Genomic DNA, 23,124 nt, shown 5'->3' on the forward strand with positions numbered 1-23,124 from the left:
CCCGGTCAGCCCAGCCGGTCCAGCGCGGCTGCCAGCCTGTCTGCCTCGGCGACCTTCTCGGCATGATCCTCACGCGCCTTGGCGACCGCCTCTGGCTTGGCTTTCTCGACGAAGCTCGGGTTCGACAGCCGACCGCCAAGTGAATCCCGCTCCTTTTGTGCCGCGCCCAGCGCCTTGGCCAGCCGCGCCTTTTCGGCCGCGATGTCGATCACGCCTTCGAGCGGCAGCACGAACGTCGCCTCGTCGACGACGATCTGCGCCGCGCCACCCGCGACATCCTCGCCAAAGCTCAGGCTCTCGATCCGCGCCAGCCGCGCCAGCGCAGCGCCCTGCCGATCGAGCCGTTGCCGCGTCTCATCCGATGCGTCGCACGCCACCGCCTTCATCTTCGCACCCGGCGGCACATTGAGTTCGGTCCGCGCGGTGCGGATCGCGCTTACCAGCCGGATCAGCCAGTCGATCTCCGCCTGCGCGGCGCTATCGACCTCGTAAAGCGCGACCGGCCAGTCCGACACGATCAGCTCGCGCTCCCGCTCACCGGTCAGGTTCCACAACTCTTCGGTTATGAACGGCATGAAGGGGTGGAGCATGACGAGAATCTGATCGAACGCCCAGCCCGCCACGGCGCGGGTCTCGTCATCCATCGACCCTTTGGAAAGCTCGATATACCAATCGCAAAACTGGTCCCAGACGAAGTGATAAATGGCGTTCGCGCCCGCATCGAAGCGCAGTTCGGCCATGGCGGTGTCGACTGCCTGCACGGTCGCGACCGTTTCCGCGATAATCCAGCGGTTGACGGGCGTGATCGCGTGCGGGGGTTCGCGGCTGGTCGACGCACCCACGCCATTGGCTTGCAGGAAGCGCGCGGCGTTCCACAGCTTGGTCGCGAAATTGCGATAGCCCTCGACCCGCTTCTCATCCATCTTCACGTCGCGGCCCTGGCTTTCCATCGCCGCCATGAAAAAGCGCAATGCATCCGCGCCGAACCTGTCGATCAGGCCCAGCGGGTCGACGACATTGCCCTTGGACTTGGACATTTTCTGCCCGTCTGCCGCACGCACGAGGCCATGCAGGTAGAGCTTTTTCCACGGAACATCGCCCATAAATTCTTGTCCCATCATCGCCATCCGCGCGTCCCAGAAGAACAGGATGTCGAAGCCGGAAATGAGCAGGTCGTTGGGGTAGTGCTTGGCAAGCAGGTCGCTCTGCTCCGGCCAGCCCAGCGTACCGAACGGCCACAGCGCGGAGGAAAACCAGGTGTCGAGCACGTCCGGGTCGCGGGTCAGCGATATATTGCCTGCCAGCGCTTGGGCTTTTTCCTGGGTTTCGGCGACATAGCTATTGCCGTCCTCGTCGAACCACGCCGGGATCTGATGCCCCCACCACAACTGCCGGCTCACGCACCAGGGCTGGATATTCTCCATCCAGTTGAAGAAGGTCTTCTCCCATGTCTTGGGCACGATCTCGATCCGCCCGTCGCGCACCGCCTGCATCGGCGCGACCGCGAGCTTCGCCGCGTCGACATACCATTGGTCGGTCAGCCAAGGCTCGATCACGACGCCCGAGCGATCGCCAAACGGCGTCTGGATCGTCCGCGGCTCGAAATCTGCTTCGTGGGGTTCGCCATCCTTGTCCTTCGACACATGCGGCACGAGCAGGCCCAGCGTCTTCATCTCAGCGACCACCAGTTCGCGCGCGCCATCCACGCCGTCCTTGCGGAACCGATGCAGGCCGACGAAGCGATCGGGGATCAGCCCATCGGCCGTCTGAACGACATTGGCATCGGCATCGAACATGTTGAGCATGTCGCCAGCCTTGAAGCCGGCGCGCTTGCCGACCTCGAAATCGTTGAAATCATGGCCGGGCGTGATCTTTACCGCACCCGATCCCAGTTCCGGGTCGGCATGCTCGTCCGCGACGATCTTGAAGCGCCGCCCGGTGATGGGCTGCAAAATCTCCTTGCCGATCACAGCCTCGTAGCGCGGGTCGTCGGCGTTCACCGCCACCGCCATATCGGCCAGCATCGTTTCGGGCCGCGTAGTCGCGACGACGATATGGTCCGCGCCATCAGCGAGGCGCACGCCGTCGGCCAGCGGATAGCGGAAGTGCCAGAAGCCGCCTTGCGTCTCCTTCGTCTCGACTTCCAGGTCGGAGATCGCCGAGCGAAAATGCGGGTCCCAGTTCACCAGCCGCTTGTCGCGATAGAGCAATCCGCGCTTATGCAGTTCCACAAACGTCTTGACGACAGCGGTCGAGAAATGCGGGTCCATGGTGAACTGTTCACGCGACCAGTCCATCGAACAGCCCAGTCGGCGCAACTGGCGCGTGATCGCGCCGCCGCTTTCGGCCTTCCACGCCCACACCTTGTCGACGAATTGCTCACGGGAATAGTTTGTGCGCCTGTCCTGCCGTGCTTCCATCTGCCGCTCGACCACCATCTGGGTCGCGATGCCGGCATGGTCGGTGCCCACCACCCACAGCGCATCCTTGCCGCGCAACCGCTCGTAGCGAACGACGATATCTTGCAGCGTGTTATCGAGCGCATGGCCGATATGCAGTGATCCCGTCACATTGGGCGGCGGGTTGACGATGGTGAAGGGCTCGGCATCGGGCCGTTCCGGGCGGAACAGGCCATTATCCTCCCAATGGGCGTACCAGCGGGATTCGATCGCGGCGGGGTCGAAATTTTTGGGCAGTTCGGTCATGGACCGGGCTTTAACGACATGAGCGCGAAGAGCAAATAGCGCGAGACGCGTCGCCGCCGATCCCGCATTCCGCGACCGACGAAAGGCCTGTAAGGTCAGCGCGCGGTGATGCGCGCGATTTCCTTGGCCACCATATCCTCGACCAGCGCGGGCAGCCGCGCGTCCAGCCATTCCTTGAGCATGGGCCGCAGCATCGAGCGGACAAGGCCATCCAGCGTATTATCGTCCCCGCCCTTTGGCGCGACGAGCATGGAGGACAGCGCGGACAGAGAATGCCGGGTCGCGACCTCGCTTTCGACAGACAGGATCGAATCGTCGGCGACTCGAGCGGCTGGCGGCGGGGCCACGGGAGCGCGGCTCGAACGGGCGGTAGGCTTGGGCGCTGGCATGACTTCCTCTACCGCGATCTCATCGGTTAGTTCCAACACTTCGGATTCGGCGAAACCGTCATCGTCCATCGCGGGCACACCGAGTTCAACGACCGGCCGCGATGCATCGGTTCGGGACCGGCGCGGCGCGGCATGAATTGCGTCTTCGCCCTCTTCGGCGATGATCCGCTTGATGGACGAGAGAATCTCTTCCATCGAGGGTTCCTTGCTCATATCGCCCATGGTTCCCCCGACCCGCTATCCTGTCAGTCGCCGCAATCGGCCACATAAAACCCGCAGCATTAACCCCAGTCGATCATTCGCCCCGCGGTTGCTGCGCCGTTAAGGACACATTGGCGTTTTGCGCGGGCGAGTCAACGGTGCGCGTCGCGACCGGCACCGGCTTCGGGTCATGGTCCCAGTCAAACCACTTGCCCTTGACCCGGTCATAATTCACGACAGGATCATAGAGTGCACCACCGTCAAGCCCCAGATCCTTCGCTTCGGCATGACCCATCGCGGCCAGCAGGCTGAAGCCCGCGACATAGGCGTTGCGCCGCGCCGACACCAGTTCGACATTGGCGATCAGCGCTTCCTGCTCGGCATTGAGGATGTCCAATATGGTGCGGCTGCCGACCGAATTTTCCGCCCGCACGCCTTCGAGCGACAGATTGGCGGCATCGACCGCCTTCTGGCTCGACTGGATCGTGAGCGTCGATGCCTGCCAGCTGGCATAGGCGGCGCGCGCCTGCGCGATCACGCCGCGCTCGACGCCGATCTCCTGTTCCATGGCGCGCGATTGCAAAGCCTGGGCCTGGCGCACCTGCGCCGCCGGACGGCCGCCCTGATACAGCGGCAGGTTCGCCGTCACGCCGACGGCGACCTGCTTGTTTACCGCAAGGTCGTTGTCGAAATAATTGGTGTAGCTGCCCTGCGTAAAGCCGGAGAGCGTCGGCAACGACCCGGCTCTCGCGACGCGCACGTCATAGCGCGCGGCCTCGCTCGCCTTCTGAGCGGACTGAATGTCGGGATTGTCGGCCAGCGCGACCTGCACCGCGAGATCGGGCGTGGCGGGCAAGCCAGGCAAGGCCGGCGGCGGCGCAAGATCGTCGGGCGCCGTGCCGACCAGAGCAATATAATTTTCCCGGCTGCCGATCAGGTTCGCCTGCGCCGTCTGGAGGTCGGACCGGGCGAGTGCGAGCCGTGATTCCGACTGGGCGACGTCGGTGCGGGTCAGGTCGCCGACCTCGAACCGGTCGTTGGTCGCCTGAAGATTGACGTCCAGCACTTTGACGTTAGCGAGATTCAGCGAAACGATCGCCGCATCGCGGATGACGTCCATATAGGCTGCGACCACTTGCGCGAAGATGCTGGCTTCGGTCGCACGCAGGTCGGCACGCCCCGCCTCAACCCGCTTCTTTGCCGCCTTGACGCCGTTACGCACTGCGCCACCCGAATAGATCGGTACATTGACCGATGCGGAGGCGCTGGCAGACCGATGCGGCGAAATGAAATTATTGGCTGGCCGCAGCAGCAATTCCTGAAATTCCGCGCTTGCCCCCGCATTTGGCCGGCCTGCCGCTTTCTGGATCGGCACGCTTTCGTCGGTAGCGCGCTGTCCCGCGCGGGCGCCCGTCAGCGTCGGGTTGAATCGATAGGCCCGGCCAAGCGCCCCCTGAAGCGTTTCCGCCCGGGCAAGTCCGGGGATCGACGATGACAGCAGCAACAGAGCTGTGATGGCGGACCGCCGAAGAGAAATTCGCTTTGCCGTCATCGATCCCGTCTCAAAAAACGAAGCGTTCCGGCTTGGCAAATCCGGGCAGCACCACCATTTCCATGTCGACCAGGCTGGCCAAGCCCAACGCGCCCGCCACGACGCTGCCGCTGCACAGGCGGGTCACGCCGCGTTCGACCAGGCCCGTCACCACCCGGCCCCCGTCGACTAGTTGCTGGACGAGCGCGGCCGGAACTTCCTCTACCGCGCCCTCGATGAATAAAAGGTCATAGGGCGCGCCGTCGGGGCCGCCGGCGGCCAGCGCGCCGCGCATAACGCTTACGCCCGCGACTGCGACGTCGGGCCCGTCGACCGTCTCCACAGCCGTCACCCGCGCCCCGAGCGCCGCGAGCAACGCCGCGCCATAGCCGGTTGCTGCGCCGATCAGCAGCACCTTCTCGCCGGGAACGACCTGCGCTTCCTTAAGCAGTCGCCCGGTCACCAGCGGCGGGTTGAGCGCCCTGCCCCCGCCCAGCGGAACCGGCCGGTCGATATAGGCCATCGCGCGCCGCTCGGCCGGCAGGAAATTCTCCCGTGGCAGATGTGCCATCGCCGCCACCACCCGCGGGTCGTCGACATCGCTGGTGCGCAACTGGCTTTCGACCATGGCGGCCCGCATCGAAGAGAAATTCTGCTCAGTCACGATAACTCCTTGCTCGCCACACGGCTTGGCATAGCTGTATTGACAACACAATACAGCAAAGGGATTACCGGACCTCTAAATCAGCGCGCTGCCTGCGCCAAGCCGCTTTGCGCGGACCACATCAGATTCTTGGGCATAGTCCCGCCGCGTGCGCTTGACTTTGCCGGCAAAGCCGCACATCTGCGCCTCCACCGCGACGGAAGGCCCGATGGCGGAGTGGTGACGCAGAGGACTGCAAATCCTTGCACGCCGGTTCGATTCCGGCTCGGGCCTCCAATCCTTCAGCCTAACAGTCTGATTTTTTTGTGTAAAATCAGACTGTGGCTTTTGCGTTCTCTCGTTCGCGCCCTCATTCAATTCAGGTTCTGAGCGAATGCAGCGGGCCGTGGCGAACGTCGCAAGCATGCAGAAGGATCACTTCTTCAAACGTGCGCGGCAACGGCGCATCTCGTAAGTGGTTGAAATCGAGTCCTTCTGTAACAGCCTAGTATATTGAAAACTCGGCTGAGACCGTGGCGAAGGTGTTGTCGGCGGAGATACGGTCCTGAACCTTCTTCCGCACCTTCTCGACGCCGGGGTCTTTGCCAGCGGCGATCTGAGCCCGCGCCTTGTCGCGGCCCTTCCGCGCATCACCGAGGCTGACCTCAGGATAGATGCCCAGACCGAGCTTCTTCTCCTTGCCATCGACCCGGTATTAAGCCGCCAGAGCTTTCCGCCACTCGGCTGGACCAACAAAAAAAGCCCACCGGAGTAGCCCATTTTATAGGGCTTGTCCTTGGGCTTGGCATTTTGATCGCCGTGTCGGTCAACGCCATCGTGGGGGCCATTTCCATGTCGCCTGGGGCCACGCTGAAAATAGGCCCCAATCTGGCCCCCAAATTCTCCGGCTGTCAGCGAATGACGGTGAAAGCCAGCGAAGGAGTCGGCGCTGAATATGGCTGATTCCAGCGCTTTGTAAACCTGTCAGCGAATAGTGACGAAGGGAGATATGGTGCCCGGGGACGGAGTCGAACCGCCGACACTGCGATTTTCAGTCGCATGCTCTACCAACTGAGCTACCCGGGCACGGGTGGCCGGGCGAGCGGCGCCGGCCGTTGGAGAGCGCAGCCTATAGGCATCAGTCCGGGTCGCTGTCCACCCCATAATCGCTGCTTTTTTGTGCGTCTTCCGTTACCCCCGCGCCCGGCACGCGATAGCCGTCGCCCAGCCATTGCAGCAGGTCGCGATCGCGGCAGCGGTCGCTGCAAAAGGGGCGCGTTTTCATCTGCGATGGCTGGCCGCAGATCGGGCACGAGGCGAATTTAGGCGACATGGCCGGCCGATATGGCGAGCGCGTCGTCGCTCTGCAAGGCGATAGCCCCGCCCCGCCGCCGCGCCAGCCGCGCGATCCACTCCGCGTCCCGCCGCAGCCGGTCGACGATGGCTGGAGCGGCTGTGAGGGTCGCCGGACCGCCCTGGCCATGGCGCTCCGCCCGGCGCAGCAGCGCGAGCGCGGCGGTCGCGACCGGGTCGGCGCGCAGCACTTCGATGAGATTGGCGCGCTCACGCCGGCGAATAATCTGGATAAAGCCGAAGCCGTTGACCGCCGTGCGTTCGAACGGCAGCGGCAGATGTTTATCGATCTGCGCCGCGGCGATCGCGCGCTCATCCTTATTGTTCATGGTGGGCAGATCGATGCCGATCGATCCCGTCAGCCCCATGCGCCGTATCGCCTGCGCGGCCAGCTTGGCGCCTTTGGGACCAAGCTGGGCGGGCGGAAGGCTGCCGTCCACGTCGATCAGTATCATGGCGGGCGTGAGGAACAGGCGCAGGCTGGCCGCTTCGGTGCCGACCTCGCCGGATTGCGCTTCCTCCATCAGTTCGCCCCAGCCATGTGCTTCGAGACGGTCCTCTTCATGCGCCGGACAGGGCGTCACCGGCGTACCGGTGGCGTAGAGACGCTGGAGCAGGCTGGGCGCGGGCTGCACCTTGCTGCCGGGCAGTGCGACGCGGCCCTTGGCAAGCTTGGGACGGCCCTCTTCGGCAATCGATTCTCGAAAGATTTCCACGATCACGAGCGCGCCCTCGGCAACCTTGGGCGGGATCGGCTCGATCAGCACTTCCTCGCCCCCATCCAGGCGAACGATCCCGCGCCGGCGCGGGATGATGGTGCGCACCAGCCTACCCTGAACGAAAGCCCCGGCGCGAACGCCGCCATCCTCGCGCTCGATCATCGCCTCGACCAGCTTGCCATGTTCGATCAGGGCAGCGCGCGCCTCGCCGATTCCCTCCTCATAAAGCCATTCAGCCAAAGGAAACTCCCACGCTCTCGAGCAGCGCCCGGGTTTCAAACAGCGGCAGGCCGACGACGCCGGAATGGCTGCCCGACAGGAAGCGCACGAAGCTTTCGGCGCGCCCCTGAATGGCGTAGCCGCCGGCCTTGCCAAGCCCTTCGCCGCTCATGACATAGGCTTCGATTTCCGCCTCGGTCAGCCGCTTGAAGGCAACGACCGTGTCGGCCACACGAACGCGCGCCCGATCGTCGCTGCCGATCACGCAAACCGCCGAGAGCGCATGATGCCGCCGCCCCGAAAGCAGGCGCAGCAACGTGCGCTGAATATTTTCATCGTCGGCAGGCGGCAGGATGCGGCGGCCCAATGCGATCGTGGTGTCGCCCGCGATCACGACCTCGTCGGCCGCGCGCGGCACCGCACGCGCCTTTTCTTCGGCAAGGCGCAGCGCATAGACGCGCGGCTGCTCACCCTTGCGTGGCTCCTCGTCGATATGCGGGCCGACGATGCGGTCGGGCGTGATGCCGATGCGCGCCAGAAGATCGCGGCGCCGCGCCGAAGTAGAGGCGAGGACGAGCCGCATGGCGCCCTTCACAATCCTATTTGAAACGGTAGGTGATCCGACCCTTGGTCAGGTCATAGGGGGTCAGTTCGACGAGCACTTCGTCGCCCACCAGCACACGGATGCGATTTTTGCGCATCTTTCCGGCGGTGTGACCCAGAATCTCGTGATCATTTTCCAAACGCACGCGGAACATGGCGTTGGGGAGAAGCTCCACAACCGATCCGCGCATCTCAAGCAGTTCTTCTTTCGCCATAGTATCCCGAAACGTCAAAAAATCGCGCCGCCATAGCGCCTAAATATACAAATGGAAAGTCAGTCGGAAATGCCAAAGCGATCGCCCGCTTCCGCGAGCGCCACAAAGATGCGGTCGAGCTGCCCTGGAGCAAGGCAATAGGGCGGCATCAGATAGATGGTGTTGCCCAGGGGCCGCAGCAAGAGGCCCCTTTCGAGGAAAAAGGCGCGCAAGGCCGGTGCGAGATCGGAGAGATAGCCAGCGTCCGACGCGCTCAGATCTATCGCGCCAATGGCACCCAACTGGCGCGGGTTCGCAAACGCCTTATGGTCCGAAAGTTGGGACAGTCCGCGCGCCATCCCATCGGCCAGGGCGGCGATTCGGCCCAGCACATCCTCCTCTTGCCAGATGGCGAGATTGGCGGCGGCGGCGGCGCAGGCGATCGGGTTCGCGGTATAGCTGCTGCTGTGGTAGAAAAGGCGTGCCCGGTCCGTCGAGCGGTGCGCCTCGAAAATCGCAGGCGTCGCCAGCGTCGCGGCCAGCGGGATCGCGCCGCCGGTAATCCCCTTCGCCACCGCCATGATGTCGGGCACGACCCCAGCCTGCTCGCAGGCGAAGAGCGTGCCTGTGCGCCCCCATCCGGTCATGACTTCATCGACAATGAACAGAACGTCGTGACGGGCGCAGATTGCCGCCATCTCGCGCAGGACCCAGGCCGGATAGATCAGCATACCGCCTGCACCGAGCACCAGCGGCTCGACGATGAAAGCCGCTGGCGGCTCCCGCATAGCGCAAGCCGCTTCCAGCGCGGTTAGGCAGTCATGCTCCCGACCCTGCGCAGGAAAGGGAATAGTGCCGACATCGAACAGCAGCGGCTGCCATGCGGCGTTGTAGACCCCCCGTTCCCCGATCGCCATCGTGCCGATCGTGTCGCCATGATAGCTATGTTCGAGCACTACTATCCGCGAGCGCGGCGGCGGGCCGCCGTCGAGCGAGCGATTATACCAATAGCCAAGCGCCATTTTGAGCGCGACCTCGACCGCGGTCGATCCGCTGTCGGAAAAAAAGACGTGAGCGAGCGGCGGCCGGTCTGGCGCGGCGGGCGCGAGGTCGACCAGACCACGCGCGACCGCTTCGGCGGGCTCGTGGGTGTAGCCCGCGAAGATCAACTGATCGAGCCGCCCGGCCTGCTGCGCGATGGCGGCGGCGATGCGCGGGTGGCAATGGCCATGTGTCGTCACCCACCAGCTGGAAATACAATCGATGAGCGTTCCGCCATCGGCCAGATGCAGCACCGCGCCCTCCGCACGCGCGACGCGGGGTATGGGCTCGTTAAGGCCATGCTGAGTGAACGGGTGCCAGACGGGAGAGGTCATGGCGCGGCTTTATCGCGCTGGATGCTGTGGGCAAGCACGGATGATCCGGCGTCGCGAAAAGCAGATTGACAGATTAAGCGTCAAACGCTCATCAGGGCGTAACGAATTGCCGGGGGGCGTATGAGGGGATTTCTGAGAAACACGATAGGCGTGCTTAGCTCCGTCGCCTTGATGGGCGCGGCTTTGCCCGCAAGCGCGCAGGAAAAGACCGGGAACAAGCCGGGGTTCACGCTGGCGCCGGGCAGCGCGCGCATCGTGCTGATGCGCCCGTCGATCAAGGTCGGCGAACAATCGACCGGCGGCCTGTTCGAGCCCAATGCCGACTGGACCGCACAATCGCGCGACAATCTCAACCACGCCATCGCCGCGATGCAGGGGCAGCTGGGTAACAGCGTCTTCGATATTGTCGAGCCGGCCGGCGCGGACGCGGCGGCGCTGGCGGAATATCAGGCGCTGTTCGCCACGATCGCCGACTCCGTGATCGTCTATCAGTTTTTCCCCGGCAACCGACTGCCCACGAAAAAGCGCAAGGGCCAGTTTTCATGGACGATGGGCTCGGGCGTCGCGAGCCTGCCGGGGCTGGCCGGCGCCGATTATGCGCTGTTCGTGACTACCGAGGACCAGTTCGGATCGACCGGGCGCAAGGTCGCGCAGGTCTTTGCCGCGCTCGCCTTCGGCGTCAGCGTCCCGACCGGCGTCCATAAGGGCTTTGCCGGGCTGGTCGATGTGAAGACCGGCGACCTCGTCTGGCTGAACGCCGATTTGCAGATGGGCGGCGATGTGCGCACCGATGAAGGCGCGCAAAAGCGCGTCACCCAATTGTTCGAGGGCTTTCCCGGCCGGCCGGTCGTGCTGGCGGCTGCGCCTGCCGGCGCGGGGAAATGATTCGCTGGCTGCGGCTGGCGGGCTTGCTCGCAGCGATGATGGCGACCCCGTCGATTGCAGCGCCCCTGCCCCCTCTACCCACCTTCACCCCGGCCTATGAGCCGACCGGCGTGGATGAGCGCGGCATGTGGATGGAAGCCGACGAAGCCGAGCGACAGATGCGCGACTCCGCACTGGTCATGCGCGACCCGGCGCTCAATGCCTATGTCCGGTCGGTCTTGTGCCGGACGGTCGGCGATGATCGCTGCCGATCGGTGCGGATCTATATCCAGCATCTGCCCTATTTCAACGCTACCATGTATCCCAACGGGATGATGACCGTGTGGTCCGGGCTGCTGCTCCGCGTTCGCGACGAAGCGGAACTGGCTGCGGTTCTGGGCCATGAATTCGCGCATTTTGAAAAGCGGCACACGCTCGATGGCTTCAAGCGGGCGCGAGGTGCAGGCGATTTATTGATGTGGACCTCAATGGTGTCGCCGACCGTCTATTCGGCGATGGCGGTCAGCACGATCGGCAGCCTCTTCGCCTTTTCCCGCGCGCAGGAGCAGGAGGCCGACCTGCTCGGCCTCGCCTATCTCACCGCGTCCCCCTATCCCGCCGCCAGCGCGGCGAATATCTGGGACAGGATCATGGCGGAGGAAGACGCGACCGCCGCCGGACGCAAGCGCAAATCCACCGCGCGCCGCTATTCCGCCGGGTTCTTCGCCAGTCATCCGACCGATGTCGTGCGCGCCACCTATTTGCGCGAGACGGCTCTAAAGACCAATGATCCGGGCGATCCGGCGGCCGTCGCCTTTCGAACCGCACTCGCCCCCTGGATGCCGACATTCCTGGCCGACCAGATCAAGCTCAACGATTTCGGCGGATCGGACTATCTGCTGGGGCAACTGGCGACCGATGGCTGGACGCCGGACCTGCTTTATGCCCGCGCCGAACTGTATCGCCTGCGCGGCAATCCCCGTGACCTGATGAGCGCCGCGCAACTTTACCGCGAGGCGATCGACAAGGGGCTTGCCGATCCCGAGGCGGAACGGGGCATGGGCCTTGCGCTGCTGCGCAGTCAGCAGCCCGAACCTGGCAAGGCCGCCCTGCGCCGCTATCTGGAACGCAAGCCAGGCGCGCAGGACGCGACGATGATCGCCACGCTGATCGCGCAATGAAGGGACGATGAGATGACCAAAGTCTGGACGACCGCCGCCACCGCGCTGCTGCTCGCCGCGCAACCGGTGATAGCGGGCAATACGCTTGTCGCGCCGAACGCCAAAATACTGGTCGCCAAATCGACGCTGGCGGTGACGCCGGCGAGCGAATGGAACAAGCTGGGCGCGCGACCCGGCCGTAACGGCGAAAGCTGGACGCTGGACGGCGACCTGCTGAACGAGATCAGCTTCTATGGCGGCATTCCCGACGGCCGGACACTGTTCCGCGAGGTCGACAAACGCAACAAGCCGCTGCCCAAAGTCTCAGCGACGATGCTGATCACCGATATCCCGGCGCTGCTGGAAAGCAGCTACCGCATCGCGCTTGGCACCCCGCTGATGACCATCACCAGCGCCGAGCCGGCACCCTTCGCCGGTGCGCCGGGCGTCCGCTTCACTTACAGCTACACCCGGGCCGGGGACGATGTCCGGCGGCTGGGCGAGGCCCGCGCCGCCATGATCGGCGGGCGGCTCTTCATGGCGACCTACGAAGCGCCCGCCCTCCATTATTTCGACCGCGATGTGGCCGCCTTCCGCCAGATCGCCGACAGCGCCAGACTGGACGCAGCGCCTACCAGATCTTGACCCGGTCCTTGGGCCCGAGCGTGATCCCGCCCGGCTGAGGCTTGAACGCCGCATACCATTCGTCGAAATTGCGCACGGTGTCGGCGCGATATCGCGAGGGGGAATGCGGGTCGGTCACGAGCCGCTGGCGCAGATTCGCCTCACGATAATTGCGCCGCCACACCTGCGCCCAGCCAAGGAAGAAGCGCTGGTCGCCGCTCATCCCGTCTATCACCGGCGCGGGTTTGCCGCCAAGCGAGGCATGGTAGGCATCGAGCGCCACGGCCACCCCCGCCAGATCGCCGATATTCTCGCCAAGCGTGAACGCGCCCTTCACATGCGCACCGGGGAATGGCTGATAGGCGTCATATTGCTTGACCAGCCGATCCGTCAGGCCTTTGAAGGCGGCGACATCGGCATCGGTCCACCATTGATCCAGCTTGCCGGTCTCGTCATATTTCGCGCCCTGATCGTCGAAATGATGGCTCAGTTCATGGCCGATCACTGCCCCTATGCCGCCATAATTGACCGCAGGGTCGGCCTTGGGATCGAAGAAAGGGGGTTGCAGGATCGCGGCCGGGAACACGATCTCGACCATGGAGAAATCGGCATAGGCATTGATCTCCATCGGCGTCATCTGCCACTCCCAGCGGTAAATGGGCTTGCCGAGCTTGCCGAGCTGATAGGCGCTTTCGAACTGCGCCGAGCGCCAGGCGTTGCCGAATAGGTCGCCGGCCTTGATCGTGAGCCCGTCATAATCGCGCCATTTGTCGGGATAGCCGATCTTGGGCGTGAAGGCGGCGAGCTTTTTATGCGCGCGTGTCTTGGCGGTATCGCTCATCCAGGTCAGACCGTCGATACGGCGACCCATGGCAGCGATCACATTTCTGACCAACTGGTCCATCGCCGCCTTGGTTTCGGGCGGAAAATAGCGCGCGACATAGGCTTTGCCGACTTCCTCACCGAGCGAATCCTTGAGGAAGTCGATTGCTCGCTTCCACCGTTCCTCGCGCTGGGGCGTGCCCGACAAGGTGGTGCCGTAGAAGGCGAAATCAGCGTCAGCGATCCGATCGGGCAGAAACGTCGCATAGGCATGCAGGCTGCGCAGCAACAGCGCGTCCTGTAACACGCCGAGCGGCGCTCGCGCGATCAAGGCTGCCTCCCCGGTAAAAGCGGTTGGCTGTGCGATCAGGATCGCGGCAGGCTTAACGCCGTTTGCGGCGAGATAAGCCGCAAAATCGAAGCCAGGCGCGCGCGTCTGAAGATCGGCAAGGGTCAGTTTGTTATAGGTCTTGTCAGCGTCGCGGCTTTCCACCTGAGTCCAGTGAACCTTCGCGATGGCCGTCTCGAACGTCATTAGCGCGGCCGCGCGCGCCTTAGCGTTCGCCTCCCCTGCGAGCGCCAGCATATGCTCCAGATGCGCGACATAGGCGGTGCGGATCGCGGCCATCTTGGCGGCGGGGTCGAGATAATAGTCGCGGTCGGGCAGCCCAAGGCCGCCCTGCCCCATGCGCACGATATAGGAAGTCGGCGCCTTGTCATCCTGCCCGACGGCCAGGGAGAATGGCCCGCTGATGCCGGCCTGCTCCCCCTTGCCCGCCAGCGCGGCATAGGCGGTTTTGCTCCTGATGCGCTTGATCTGCGCCAGCCAGGGCTTGATCGGGGCCAGGCCTTTGGCTTCCACGGCCTCCGCATCGAGATAGCTGGCATAGGCCGCACCGATCTTGCTGGACGGGTCAGCCTGCGCCGCCTCCAGCAGCCCCTTTGTCCGGGTGCGCGACAAATCGTCGAGCACATTGAACGCCCCATAATTGGATTTGTCCGCCGGGATCGGCGTCACCTTCGCCCAACGGCCATTCGCATAGTCGTAGAAATCGTCCCCGGGCTGAGCCGATGGGTCCATGCCTGCCGCGTCGAAGCCATAGCTGCCATAGGCTGGTCGTTCCGCCGGTGCGGTCACAGGTGCAGGCTGGGGCGGCGCCGGGTCGGCCCGGGCCATGGAAGCAGCGAGAGCGAAAGCGGCTACGCCCGGAAGTATGAGTCTCATGGATCGGCCTTTTGCTTTACGGACGACGCACGCCCGTCATGGATCGAGGTGAAACGCGCGGGCGCGTCGAAGTCCATGTCGTTGGTCGAAAAATATATCGGGGGCAGGGCCTATAAGCGCGACAGGTCGATATTTGCTGCAAAGGCGGCGGCGAGCGAAGTCCCGTCGAGCGGATCGAGTAAGGGCAGCCGCCCCAGCGACGGAACCCGGCCCAGTGCGGGGATGATTGCTTCATTCTCATCATGCGCATCGCCGATGAAGGCGATGCCGGCGATCGGCACGTCCCGCGCCCGCAGCGCCTCGATGCTGAGCAGGCTGTGATTGATCGTCCCGAGCCCTGTGCGCGCACACATAATGACCGGCGCGCCCCAATGTGCGAACAGGTCGGCCATCAGCAATTTCGTTGTGAGCGGGACGAGAACGCCGCCCGCCCCTTCCACCACCAGCGGGCCCTCGACATGAGGCAGCGCGAGCCGGTCTAGCGCAATCTGCACCCCGTCGATCCGCGCGGCAAGATGCGGCGAGGCGGGGGTCGAAAGCCGATAGGCTTCGGGCAGCAGATGATCGTCGGGCAGGCCAGACAAGCGCGCAACAGTCTCCCGATCGCCTTCGGGATCTGTGCCGGCCTGAACCGGCTTCCAATAATGTGCGCCCAGCGCCCCGGCGAGACCGGCGGCGAACACTGTCTTGCCGATATCGGTGTCCGTGCCCGTGACGACGAACACGCTCACGCCAGCAAGCGCCGCAATTCGGTTCCGAGCGCGGCCACGTCAGCCCGCCCGATATTGAGCGTCAGCGAAATGCGCAGCCGGCTCGTGCCCGGCTTCACGGTCGGCGGTCGGATGCCGCGCACGTCGAAGCCCGCCTCCTGCAACGCCTGCGCCACCGCCATGGCGCGCCCGTCGCCTCCCAGGATCACGGGCATTATCTGGCTGCGCGGTGCGGGCAGGCCCAGCGGACGATAAATCATTTCTGCCGCGTCCTGGCGCAACACCGTCAGTCGCGCGCGCATATCATCGGCCTGCTCGATCCGGTCGAGCGCGGCGGAGGCAGCCACAGCCATCAGCGGCGAGGGCGCGGTCGAAAAGATGAAGACACGGGCGCGGTTGACGAGATAGTCGATGACGATCCTTGGACCACAAACCAGAGCGCCCTCGACGCCCATCGCCTTGCCGCACGTGTGGAGCGTGACGACATTATGCAGCCCGTCCAGCCCAGCGGAAAGTCCCCGGCCGGACGGGCCGAACACGCCCGTGCCATGCGCTTCGTCGAGCAGCAGCATCGCATTGTTCCGGGCCGCCAGAGCAGCAAGGTCCGCCAGCGGGGCCATATCGCCGTCCATCGAATAGAGCGTTTCGACCGCGATCCACACGCGCCCCTTGCCCCCTTCGGTGCGCCAGCCGGTGATCAGGTCGGCGAAACTCTGCACGTCATTATGGCGGGCGAAAACCGCGCGCGCCTTTGACATGCGGATGCCGTCATGCGCGCTGGCGTGGATCAGTTCGTCCGCGACGATGAGGTCGCCGCGCTGCGGCAAAGTCCCGAACAAGGCAAGATTGGCGGCGAAGCCATTCGCCATGAATAAAGCTGCCTGGGTACGGAAGAAGGTCGCAGCCTTCGCCTCTAGCCCTTCATGTTCGGGCGCGTTGCCACGCAGCAGACGCGATCCACCCGACCCTACCGGCACGCCGCGCGCGACCGCATCGGCAACCGCCTGCCCGATGATCGGATCGGCCGCCAGCCCCAGATAGTCGTTCGATGCGAAATCGCGTCCCGCGCGCGGCATCAGGCGGCGCAATCGCCCCCGGCCTTCGAGCGCGGCAAGCTGGGTACGGAACGGTTCGCTGGTCATGGGCACGCGCTATAGGCCCCGTTCGCCCACCCCTGCAAGCGGAGGCGCCACGAGCAATGCGCTGGACGTCAGAGCGTAAAATTCAGCGAGAAAGACGCAACATTGTCGCTCGTGTCGGGCCGGCCCGGACGAAAGCCATGCTGGTTGAGATAGCCGATTTCGGCGTTGATCGACTTGCTGAGCGGCGTCGTGATCGCGATCAGATTGCGCATCCGTTCCTCGCCATGGACAGTCTGGAAGCTGGTGTCGTTGATGTCGATGAAGCTTTCGTGGCTCAGGACCAGCGCGGTTTTCTTGCCCTCCTGAAATGGCAGCACGAACTTCACATAGGGACGCAAACGCCAGGCGGTACCGTCGATGCCCTCACGCCAGCGCTGTTCGAGGCGCAGACGCGCGCTCAGCGTGCCGGGGCCGATCTTGATGAGATTGTCGAACGTCACCTGCTGGCGGGCGCGGTGCTCCATGACCGTGAAATCGCCGCTATTGTACAGCGGGTCATGGGTATAGCCGGCCCAGATCGTGACCTTCTTGCTGATGCGATAGCCAAGCAGGGTGTTGGATTCGATTTCGTACAATCCGTTACGCGTATCGCTGAAGCGCGCGACCACCTCCTGCGACAGCCGCCACTTTTCGCCCAGCTTCACCGTGACGTTCGCGGTAGTCCATAGCTGTTCGTCATCCGCAGCATGCGCCACAACCGGCAGCGTCAGCAACGCAAGCGAACATAATAGGGCAGGTGAGCGGCGCATGGTCATTTTGTCTCCTCCGCCGCGTGGCGGTGACGCGCCATTATGACTGTTATGTGACTATTATATGACTATCGCGCTTCTTTTTCGTTACTCTTTTGTGAAAACGGCCCGCCGGTTAGAGCGGGCCGTCTTCTATGCCTTAATCACTCAGGCACCGTGAGCGAGTGCAGCCAGCAGTAGCAGGGCGACGATGTTGGTGATCTTGATCATCGGATTAACCGCCGGCCCGGCCGTATCCTTATAGGGATCGCCGACCGTATCGCCCGTCACCGCGGCCTTATGGGCTTCGCTGCCCTTGCCGCCATGGTGGCCGTCCTCGATATATTTCTTGGCATTGTCCCACGCGCCGCCGCCCGATGTCATCGAGAGAGCCACGAACAGCCCGGACACGATAACGCCCAGCAGCAACGCCCCCAGCGCCGCGAAGCCATTGGGGGTCCCCGCCACCGCCGAGATCGCGAAATAGACGATGATCGGCGCCAGCACCGGCAGCAGGCTGGGGACGATCATTTCCTTGATCGCAGCCCTTGTGACGAGATCCACGGTGCGGGCGTAGTTCGGCCGCGAACTGCCGTCCATGATGCCCTTGTCGGCGGCGAACTGTTCGCGGACGTCTTTCACCACGTCGCCCGCCGCACGGCCGACCGCCGTCATCCCCATAGCGCCGAACAGATAGGGGAGCAGTGCCCCCAGCAGCAGGCCGACGATGACATAAGGGTTGGAGAGGCTGAAATCGACCGGCTCTGTCAAGCCGAGCGCGCTGTTATAGAATTTCAGATCCTCGGTATAAGCGCCGAACAGCACGAGCGCGGCCAGCCCTGCCGAGCCGATGGCATAGCCCTTCGTCACCGCCTTGGTGGTGTTGCCCACCGCGTCGAGCGCGTCGGTCTTGACCCGGACGCTATCGTCCAGATGCGCCATTTCCGCGATGCCGCCGGCATTGTCGGTAACAGGGCCATAGGCGTCCAGCGCCACCACCATGCCAGCCAGCGCCAACATAGCCGTCGCGGCAAAGGCAATGCCGATGAGACCTGCGAGCTGGTGCGCGACGATGATGCCGATGACGATGACGAGCGTCGGCAGGGCAGTCGATTCCAGACTGATCGCCAGCCCCTGAATGACGTTGGTGCCATGGCCGGTTTCAGACGCTTTGGCGATCGACCGGACCGGGCGGTAATTGGTGCCGGTATAATATTCGGTGATGACGACCAACAGCCCGGTAACGGCCAGGCCCACCATCATCGACCAGAACAGCGCCATGCCGGTATAGCCGCCATTGCCGTCGAGGTCCGTACCGAAACGCGCGTTCAGATCCCCGAGCGAATATTGGGCGACCAGGTAGAGCGCCGGGATCGAAAGGATCGCGGTGGTCCAGAAGCCTTTATAGAGCGCCCCCATGATCGACTGGCTGCGGCCAAGGCGCACCATGTATGTACCGATGATCGAAGTGATAATGCACACGCCACCGACGATCAGCGGCAACGACATGAGGCGCATGAGGAAGGCATTGTCCACGCCGGTGACGAGCAGCGAGATCAGCACCATGGTCGCACCGACGGTGACGACATAGGTTTCGAACAAGTCGGCGGCCATGCCGGCGCAGTCGCCCACATTGTCGCCCACATTGTCGGCGATGACGGCCGGGTTGCGTGGATCGTCTTCAGGAATGCCGGCTTCTACCTTGCCGACAAGGTCGGCGCCGACATCGGCGGCCTTCGTGAAGATACCTCCGCCCAGCCGCGCGAAGATCGAGATCAGCGACGCGCCGAACGCCAGCGCGACGAGGCTGTCGATGACGAGCCGGTCGTCGGGCGCATGTCCGGCGGGGCCGGTCAGATACCAGAAGAAGACGCTGATCGCGAGCAGCGCCAGTCCCGCCACCAGCATGCCGGTGATAGCGCCCGCGCGGAACGCGACCGTTAGGCCGTTCTGCAACGTGCCGCGACAGGCTTCGGCGGTGCGGACATTGGCGCGCACCGAGATATTCATGCCGATGAAACCGGCCGCGCCCGACAGGATCGCGCCGATCAGGAATGCGATTGCAGACGTGATGCCAAGAAAGAACAGAACCAGCGCGGCCACGACGATGCCGACCATGGCGATGGTCGTATATTGGCGCGCGAGATAGGCTTTGGCCCCTTCCTGAATGGCGCCGGCGATTTCCTGCATCGTGGCGTTGCCCGCCGGCGCGGCCAGCACCTGGCGGCTCGTGAACAGACCGTAGAGTATGGCGAGCACGCCGCACCCTATGGCGATTGTGACAAGTTCCATGGATTATCCTCTCCCCCTATTATGGATATCATCGGCAGCTCCGCAGGGAATGACGGGCGGACGAAGGGCGAGAGAGCGGGCGGCCGGATGCCCTGCATCCGGCGTCTGGCACCGCATCAATCAGCATCAGGCACACGCACATTTGCGGTCCAACCGGGCTGAGAAAAGGTTAAGCGGAAGCTACAGCCGCGAAACGCGGCGTCAAGCGGGTTCCGAAACGATCTTGATCGAGGTGATGACGATCTCGCGCGAGTTAGTCATGCTCCCAGCCGAGCGAAGCGGGCAACGGCATGATTGCGCCGTCGATCATCAGGCTCAACCCATGCCCCGTCGAAAAATGGCCGACCGGGATGGCACGGACGGGCGGGCGGGCATCGGCCGGCAGCGCGAAGAGCAGTTCATAATCGTCACCGGCGCGGGCGGCCGCGAGCTGAACGGCGGTGCTGCCGCCGCGCGCTGCCTCCAGGGCAGGCGAAAGCGGAATATGATCGACGACGACGGCCAGCCCGCTCGCGGCAGCCATGCGCGACGCATCGATCAATAATCCATCGGACACGTCCATCATCGCGTGGACCTGAAGGGCAAGGAGCGCGCCTTCGGCGAGCCGCGGACGCGGGCGGCGATAGGCATCGACCAGTGGGCCGGATGCGCCCGGCGTAGCGCGCAATATATCGAGGCCGATCCCGGCGTCACCGACCGGGCCGGTCAGATATAAGCGATCGCCAGCCCGAGCGCCCGACCGTACCGGAACATGCTGCTGCGCTTCGCCGATCGCGGTCAGACTGTAGCTCCGCGCGCCGGTGCCTGGCATTTTGACCGTATCGCCGCCCAGCAACGGCATGCCATGGCGATCCAGCGCTTCACCAAGCCCCTCCAGGAAAGCGGCGTCCCATTCATCGTCTCCCGACAGCGCATAGTTGAGCAGGCAGCCGATGGGCCTTGCCCCCTTGGCGGCCAGATCCGACAGATTGACCGCCGCGAGCTTCCAGCCGATGTCGGCGGGCGGGTCGTCCGGCAGATAATGGACTCCCTCGACCATCGTGTCGCTGGTCAGGATGAGCCGCATGTCACCGACCGGTAAGACAGCCACATCGTCCGCAAGTCCTTGCGCGGCCGGGTCATGCGCGAGCAGGCGCAGAAGGGTAAGAAAACTGGATTCGGCGGACATTAGGGGCTCTTATCCCAATTGCGCCGACCATGCTCCTGCGAACAATTTACTCTCGGACGTCCTTTGCGACCGCGTCGAGCAGACCGTTGACGAATCCGGCCTCGCGCTTGTCGTAAAATGCGTGAGCGACATCGACATATTCGCTGATGACGGACCCGGTCGGCACATCCTTGCGCGCCAGCAGTTCATAGGTTCCGGCCCGCAGGATCTGGCGCATCGGCTTGTCGAGCCGGTCGAGGCTCCAGTCCTTGGAAAGGCGCGCGGCAATGAGGCCGTCAATCTCGTCCCGCCGTTTGTGCACGCCCGATACGACATCGTCGAAGAAGCTCTCTTCCGCTTGCGCATAGGTCACATCCTCGATGGTCGCGCCCAGCCGATGGGTATGGAATTCATGCAGCAGGACGGCGAGCGGCGTTGCCTCCATCTCGATCTGGTACAGCGCCTGGACCGCGGCGAGACGCGCGGCGGAGCGGGATTTGGAGCGTTCGTTCATGTCATGCCCCCTACTCCGCGATCAGCGCAGGCGCAACGCCACCGACGCGGCGTGCGCGGGAAGCCCTTCCGCCTCCGCCAGCGCCACGGCGGCGGGGCCGATCGCGCCGATGGCTTGTGGCGTGAGGCCAAGGAAGCTGGTGCGCTTCATGAAATCCAGCACGGACAGGCCGGACGAGAAGCGCGCGCGGCGCCCGGTGGGCAAAACGTGATTGGGACCAGCGACATAATCGCCGACAGCTTCCGGGGTCATGCGACCCAGAAACACCGACCCGGCGTGGCGCACCTGTGCGAAAAGCGCATCGGGATCGTCAACCGCCAGTTCGAGATGTTCGGCGGCGAGGCGATTGACGAGAGGGATCGCCTCTTCAAGGTCACGCACGAGGATGATCGCACCATTGACGGCCCAACTCGTGGCAGCGACGGCCTGCGTCGCAAGCAGCGGCAGGCGGCGAGCGACGGCAGTGGCCACGGCATCGGCGAACGAAGCGTCGTCGGTGATCAGGATCGACTGGCTGGTCGGATCATGTTCCGACTGGCTGAGCAGATCGGCCGCGATCCAGTCGGGATCGTTTTTCGCGTCGGCGACGACCACGATTTCGGACGGGCCGGCGACCATGTCTATCCCCACGACGCCGTAAAGCTGGCGCTTGGCTTCCGCGACCCAGGCGTTGCCGGGGCCGGTGATGACGTCGACCGGCCGGATTCGATCCGTGCCATAGGCGAGCGCGGCCACCGCCTGCGCGCCGCCAATCCGCCAGATTTCCTCGATGCCCGCAATCTGCGCTGCGGCGAGAACGAGCGGATTGATCTCGCCCCCCGGCGTCGGCGTCACCATCGCAATGCGGCCGACGCCGGCGACCTTGGCCGGGATCACGTTCATCAGCAGCGAACTGGGATAGGCGGCGCGGCCACCCGGCACATAGAGGCCAGCGGCATCGACCGCGCTCCAGCGTGCTCCGAGCCGCACGCCCGCGGTATCGATGCTGTCGCTGTCCGCCGGCCGCTGCGCTTCATGATAGGCCGTGATCCGTGCTGCGGCGAGTTCGAGAGCGTCGCGCAAGGTGGAAGAAATGCCGTCAAGCGCCGCGCGGCATTCCGGCGCGCTGACCGCCCAACCGCTGACGTTCAGGTCGTGCCGGTCAAAACGGCTGGTAAAGTCGGCCAGCGCCAAATCGCCCTCGGCGCGAACGCGCTTGAGAATCGCGGCCACGTCGCGCGAGACATCCTCATCCGCCTCGCGCCGCGCGTCGACCAACAGGGTGAAGGCGGCGGCGAAATCGCTGTTGCGACTGTCGAGCCTAAGCGGCATCCTTTACCCCTGCGGCCCGGCGAAACGCCTCCACCATCGGCGAGAGTTCGGCGGAACGCATTTTATACGCCGCACGATTGACGATCAGGCGAGCCGATACCTGCATGATGATGTTGGTTTCGACCAGCCCATTGGCTTTCAGGGTGGCCCCCGAGGAGACGAGATCCACGATTCGGCGCGACAGGCCGAGCGAAGGCGCCAGTTCCATCGCGCCATTGAGCTTCACGCATTCGGCCTGAAGCCCGCGCGCTTCGAAATAGCGGCGCGTGAGGTAAGGATATTTGGTGGCGACGCGAACATGGCTGACGGCCGCCTCATCTTCCTGGGACAGACCGACCGGCTCCGCCACGGACAGGCGACAATGACCGATGTCGAGGTCGACCGGCGCATAAAGCTCGGAATAGTCAAATTCGTCGACCACGTCCGATCCGACGATGCCGATCTGCGCCGCGCCATGCGCCACGAAGGTCGCCACGTCGAAGGCGCGCACCCGGATGATCGACACGTCGGGTCGATTGGTGGCGAAACGCAATGCCCGGCTCTTCTTGTCGTGAAATTCGGCCTCCGGCTCAATACCGGCGCGGGTAAGCAGCGGCAGCGCCTCTTCAAGGATGCGGCCCTTGGGAATGGCGAAGATGAGCGGACGAGTCAT

At 64.2% G+C, this 23,124-nt stretch carries 22 protein-coding genes and 2 tRNA genes; 4 read left to right on the forward strand and 20 right to left on the reverse strand.

What is annotated here, in order from left to right; genetic code table 11:
- Positions 1 to 5 precede the first annotated feature (5 nt).
- The 4 genes from WG907_RS08080 to WG907_RS08095 form a co-directional block, all read right to left on the reverse strand.
- Positions 6 to 2,705: a valine--tRNA ligase gene (locus WG907_RS08080; RefSeq protein ID WP_340232247.1), complete on the reverse strand. Its 2,700-nt coding sequence runs from the start codon at positions 2,703 to 2,705 to the stop codon at positions 6 to 8.
- Positions 2,706 to 2,800: 95 nt separating this feature from the next.
- Entirely contained in the window at positions 2,801 to 3,316 is a 516-nt protein-coding gene (locus WG907_RS08085) for a DUF2497 domain-containing protein (RefSeq protein ID WP_340232248.1), read from the reverse strand.
- Between the two features lie 73 nt (positions 3,317 to 3,389).
- Positions 3,390 to 4,847 carry a TolC family outer membrane protein gene (locus tag WG907_RS08090; RefSeq protein ID WP_340232249.1) on the reverse strand — a complete coding sequence of 486 codons (1,458 nt, stop codon included), beginning with the start codon at positions 4,845 to 4,847 and terminating at the stop codon, positions 3,390 to 3,392.
- A 10-nt stretch (positions 4,848 to 4,857) separates the two neighbouring features.
- Positions 4,858 to 5,490, reverse strand: a complete 633-nt coding sequence (locus tag WG907_RS08095; RefSeq protein ID WP_340232250.1) for a protein-L-isoaspartate O-methyltransferase family protein — start codon at positions 5,488 to 5,490, stop codon at positions 4,858 to 4,860.
- Between the two features lie 202 nt (positions 5,491 to 5,692).
- On the opposite strand from WG907_RS08095, the gene WG907_RS08100 reads away from it, so the two are divergent.
- Positions 5,693 to 5,766, forward strand: a tRNA-Cys gene (locus tag WG907_RS08100).
- Positions 5,767 to 5,974: 208 nt separating this feature from the next.
- Here the strand turns inward: WG907_RS08100 and WG907_RS08105 are convergent.
- The 7 genes from WG907_RS08105 to WG907_RS08135 form a co-directional block, all read right to left on the reverse strand.
- Entirely contained in the window at positions 5,975 to 6,151 is a 177-nt protein-coding gene (locus tag WG907_RS08105) for an Arm DNA-binding domain-containing protein (protein WP_340232485.1), read from the reverse strand.
- Positions 6,152 to 6,479: 328 nt separating this feature from the next.
- Positions 6,480 to 6,555 (reverse strand) — tRNA-Phe (locus WG907_RS08110).
- A gap of 52 nt (positions 6,556 to 6,607) precedes the next feature.
- Complete coding sequence (locus WG907_RS08115) at positions 6,608 to 6,802, reverse strand: DNA gyrase inhibitor YacG (protein WP_340232251.1); 195 nt, start codon at positions 6,800 to 6,802, stop codon at positions 6,608 to 6,610.
- Positions 6,792 to 7,781 carry a ribonuclease gene (locus WG907_RS08120; protein WP_340232252.1) on the reverse strand — a complete coding sequence of 330 codons (990 nt, stop codon included), beginning with the start codon at positions 7,779 to 7,781 and terminating at the stop codon, positions 6,792 to 6,794. Before WG907_RS08120 ends, WG907_RS08115 begins: the two co-directional genes overlap by 11 nt.
- The gene (locus tag WG907_RS08125) at positions 7,774 to 8,343 is read right to left on the reverse strand and encodes a Maf family protein (protein ID WP_340232253.1); all 570 of its coding nucleotides are present in this window, start codon (positions 8,341 to 8,343) and stop codon (positions 7,774 to 7,776) included. The genes WG907_RS08120 and WG907_RS08125 overlap by 8 nt, the downstream gene beginning before the upstream one ends.
- A 16-nt stretch (positions 8,344 to 8,359) precedes the next feature.
- Entirely contained in the window at positions 8,360 to 8,578 is a 219-nt protein-coding gene (infA, locus tag WG907_RS08130) for a translation initiation factor IF-1 (protein WP_107967729.1), read from the reverse strand.
- A gap of 59 nt (positions 8,579 to 8,637) precedes the next feature.
- Positions 8,638 to 9,933, reverse strand: a complete 1,296-nt coding sequence (locus WG907_RS08135) for an adenosylmethionine--8-amino-7-oxononanoate transaminase (RefSeq protein ID WP_340232254.1) — start codon at positions 9,931 to 9,933, stop codon at positions 8,638 to 8,640.
- Between the two features lie 171 nt (positions 9,934 to 10,104).
- On the opposite strand from WG907_RS08135, the gene WG907_RS08140 reads away from it, so the two are divergent.
- From WG907_RS08140 to WG907_RS08150, 3 genes are read left to right on the forward strand one after another with little or no spacing between them, the layout of a single operon-like run.
- Positions 10,105 to 10,818 (forward strand): hypothetical protein, encoded by a 714-nt coding sequence (locus WG907_RS08140; protein ID WP_340232486.1) that lies wholly within the window; start codon positions 10,105 to 10,107, stop codon positions 10,816 to 10,818.
- A complete protein-coding gene (locus WG907_RS08145; RefSeq protein WP_340232255.1) occupies positions 10,815 to 11,978 on the forward strand; it encodes a M48 family metalloprotease in 1,164 nt (387 codons plus the stop codon). Before WG907_RS08140 ends, WG907_RS08145 begins: the two co-directional genes overlap by 4 nt.
- A gap of 12 nt (positions 11,979 to 11,990) precedes the next feature.
- Positions 11,991 to 12,602, forward strand: a complete 612-nt coding sequence (locus WG907_RS08150) for a hypothetical protein (RefSeq protein WP_340232256.1) — start codon at positions 11,991 to 11,993, stop codon at positions 12,600 to 12,602.
- On the opposite strand, the gene WG907_RS08155 is transcribed toward WG907_RS08150, so the two are convergent.
- The 9 genes from WG907_RS08155 to hisG all read right to left on the reverse strand — a co-directional run bounded on the left by WG907_RS08155 (position 12,589) and on the right by hisG (position 23,124).
- Complete coding sequence (locus WG907_RS08155) at positions 12,589 to 14,628, reverse strand: M13 family metallopeptidase (RefSeq protein WP_340232257.1); 2,040 nt, start codon at positions 14,626 to 14,628, stop codon at positions 12,589 to 12,591. The genes WG907_RS08150 and WG907_RS08155 overlap by 14 nt on opposite strands.
- A gap of 110 nt (positions 14,629 to 14,738) precedes the next feature.
- On the reverse strand, positions 14,739 to 15,359 hold the full coding sequence (gene bioD, locus WG907_RS08160) for a dethiobiotin synthase (protein ID WP_340232258.1): 621 nt from the start codon (positions 15,357 to 15,359) through the stop codon (positions 14,739 to 14,741).
- Positions 15,356 to 16,480: an 8-amino-7-oxononanoate synthase gene (locus tag WG907_RS08165; protein ID WP_340232259.1), complete on the reverse strand. Its 1,125-nt coding sequence runs from the start codon at positions 16,478 to 16,480 to the stop codon at positions 15,356 to 15,358. The genes bioD and WG907_RS08165 overlap by 4 nt, the downstream gene beginning before the upstream one ends.
- Positions 16,481 to 16,548: 68 nt before the next feature.
- The gene (locus WG907_RS08170) at positions 16,549 to 17,229 is read right to left on the reverse strand and encodes a DUF2490 domain-containing protein (RefSeq protein ID WP_340232487.1); all 681 of its coding nucleotides are present in this window, start codon (positions 17,227 to 17,229) and stop codon (positions 16,549 to 16,551) included.
- 147 nt (positions 17,230 to 17,376) lie between these two features.
- Positions 17,377 to 19,500, reverse strand: coding sequence for a sodium-translocating pyrophosphatase (locus tag WG907_RS08175; RefSeq protein WP_340232260.1), 2,124 nt, complete (start codon positions 19,498 to 19,500; stop codon positions 17,377 to 17,379).
- 253 nt (positions 19,501 to 19,753) lie between these two features.
- Positions 19,754 to 20,668, reverse strand: coding sequence for a thiamine-phosphate kinase (thiL, locus tag WG907_RS08180; RefSeq protein ID WP_340232261.1), 915 nt, complete (start codon positions 20,666 to 20,668; stop codon positions 19,754 to 19,756).
- Between the two features lie 46 nt (positions 20,669 to 20,714).
- Positions 20,715 to 21,161: a transcription antitermination factor NusB gene (nusB, locus tag WG907_RS08185; protein WP_340232262.1), complete on the reverse strand. Its 447-nt coding sequence runs from the start codon at positions 21,159 to 21,161 to the stop codon at positions 20,715 to 20,717.
- A 21-nt stretch (positions 21,162 to 21,182) separates the two neighbouring features.
- Positions 21,183 to 22,472, reverse strand: a complete 1,290-nt coding sequence (gene hisD, locus WG907_RS08190) for a histidinol dehydrogenase (protein ID WP_340232263.1) — start codon at positions 22,470 to 22,472, stop codon at positions 21,183 to 21,185.
- Entirely contained in the window at positions 22,462 to 23,124 is a 663-nt protein-coding gene (hisG, locus tag WG907_RS08195) for an ATP phosphoribosyltransferase (RefSeq protein WP_340232264.1), read from the reverse strand. Before hisG ends, hisD begins: the two co-directional genes overlap by 11 nt.

It is taken from the genome of Sphingobium fluminis (assembly GCF_037723805.1).
GTDB lineage: Bacteria > Pseudomonadota > Alphaproteobacteria > Sphingomonadales > Sphingomonadaceae > Sphingobium.

What these genes read in the sequence shown, in the direction of transcription:
- infA (WP_107967729.1), bottom strand. Translation starts at nt 8,578, where the DNA reads ATGGCGAAAGAAGAACTGCTTGAGATGCGCGGATCGGTTGTGGAGCTT.
- WG907_RS08155 (WP_340232257.1), bottom strand. Translation starts at nt 14,628, where the DNA reads ATGAGACTCATACTTCCGGGCGTAGCCGCTTTCGCTCTCGCTGCTTCC.
- WG907_RS08145 (WP_340232255.1), top strand. Translation starts at nt 10,815, where the DNA reads ATGATTCGCTGGCTGCGGCTGGCGGGCTTGCTCGCAGCGATGATGGCG.
- WG907_RS08175 (WP_340232260.1), bottom strand. Translation starts at nt 19,500, where the DNA reads ATGGAACTTGTCACAATCGCCATAGGGTGCGGCGTGCTCGCCATACTC.
- WG907_RS08085 (WP_340232248.1), bottom strand. Translation starts at nt 3,316, where the DNA reads ATGGGCGATATGAGCAAGGAACCCTCGATGGAAGAGATTCTCTCGTCC.
- hisD (WP_340232263.1), bottom strand. Translation starts at nt 22,472, where the DNA reads ATGCCGCTTAGGCTCGACAGTCGCAACAGCGATTTCGCCGCCGCCTTC.
- WG907_RS08170 (WP_340232487.1), bottom strand. Translation starts at nt 17,229, where the DNA reads ATGCGCCGCTCACCTGCCCTATTATGTTCGCTTGCGTTGCTGACGCTG.
- WG907_RS08150 (WP_340232256.1), top strand. Translation starts at nt 11,991, where the DNA reads ATGACCAAAGTCTGGACGACCGCCGCCACCGCGCTGCTGCTCGCCGCG.
- hisG (WP_340232264.1), bottom strand. Translation starts at nt 23,124, where the DNA reads ATGACTCGTCCGCTCATCTTCGCCATTCCCAAGGGCCGCATCCTTGAA.
- WG907_RS08080 (WP_340232247.1), bottom strand. Translation starts at nt 2,705, where the DNA reads ATGACCGAACTGCCCAAAAATTTCGACCCCGCCGCGATCGAATCCCGC.
- WG907_RS08090 (WP_340232249.1), bottom strand. Translation starts at nt 4,847, where the DNA reads ATGACGGCAAAGCGAATTTCTCTTCGGCGGTCCGCCATCACAGCTCTG.
- WG907_RS08125 (WP_340232253.1), bottom strand. Translation starts at nt 8,343, where the DNA reads ATGCGGCTCGTCCTCGCCTCTACTTCGGCGCGGCGCCGCGATCTTCTG.
- thiL (WP_340232261.1), bottom strand. Translation starts at nt 20,668, where the DNA reads ATGTCCGCCGAATCCAGTTTTCTTACCCTTCTGCGCCTGCTCGCGCAT.
- WG907_RS08165 (WP_340232259.1), bottom strand. Translation starts at nt 16,480, where the DNA reads ATGACCAGCGAACCGTTCCGTACCCAGCTTGCCGCGCTCGAAGGCCGG.
- WG907_RS08140 (WP_340232486.1), top strand. Translation starts at nt 10,105, where the DNA reads ATGGGCGCGGCTTTGCCCGCAAGCGCGCAGGAAAAGACCGGGAACAAG.
- WG907_RS08135 (WP_340232254.1), bottom strand. Translation starts at nt 9,933, where the DNA reads ATGACCTCTCCCGTCTGGCACCCGTTCACTCAGCATGGCCTTAACGAG.
- nusB (WP_340232262.1), bottom strand. Translation starts at nt 21,161, where the DNA reads ATGAACGAACGCTCCAAATCCCGCTCCGCCGCGCGTCTCGCCGCGGTC.
- WG907_RS08115 (WP_340232251.1), bottom strand. Translation starts at nt 6,802, where the DNA reads ATGTCGCCTAAATTCGCCTCGTGCCCGATCTGCGGCCAGCCATCGCAG.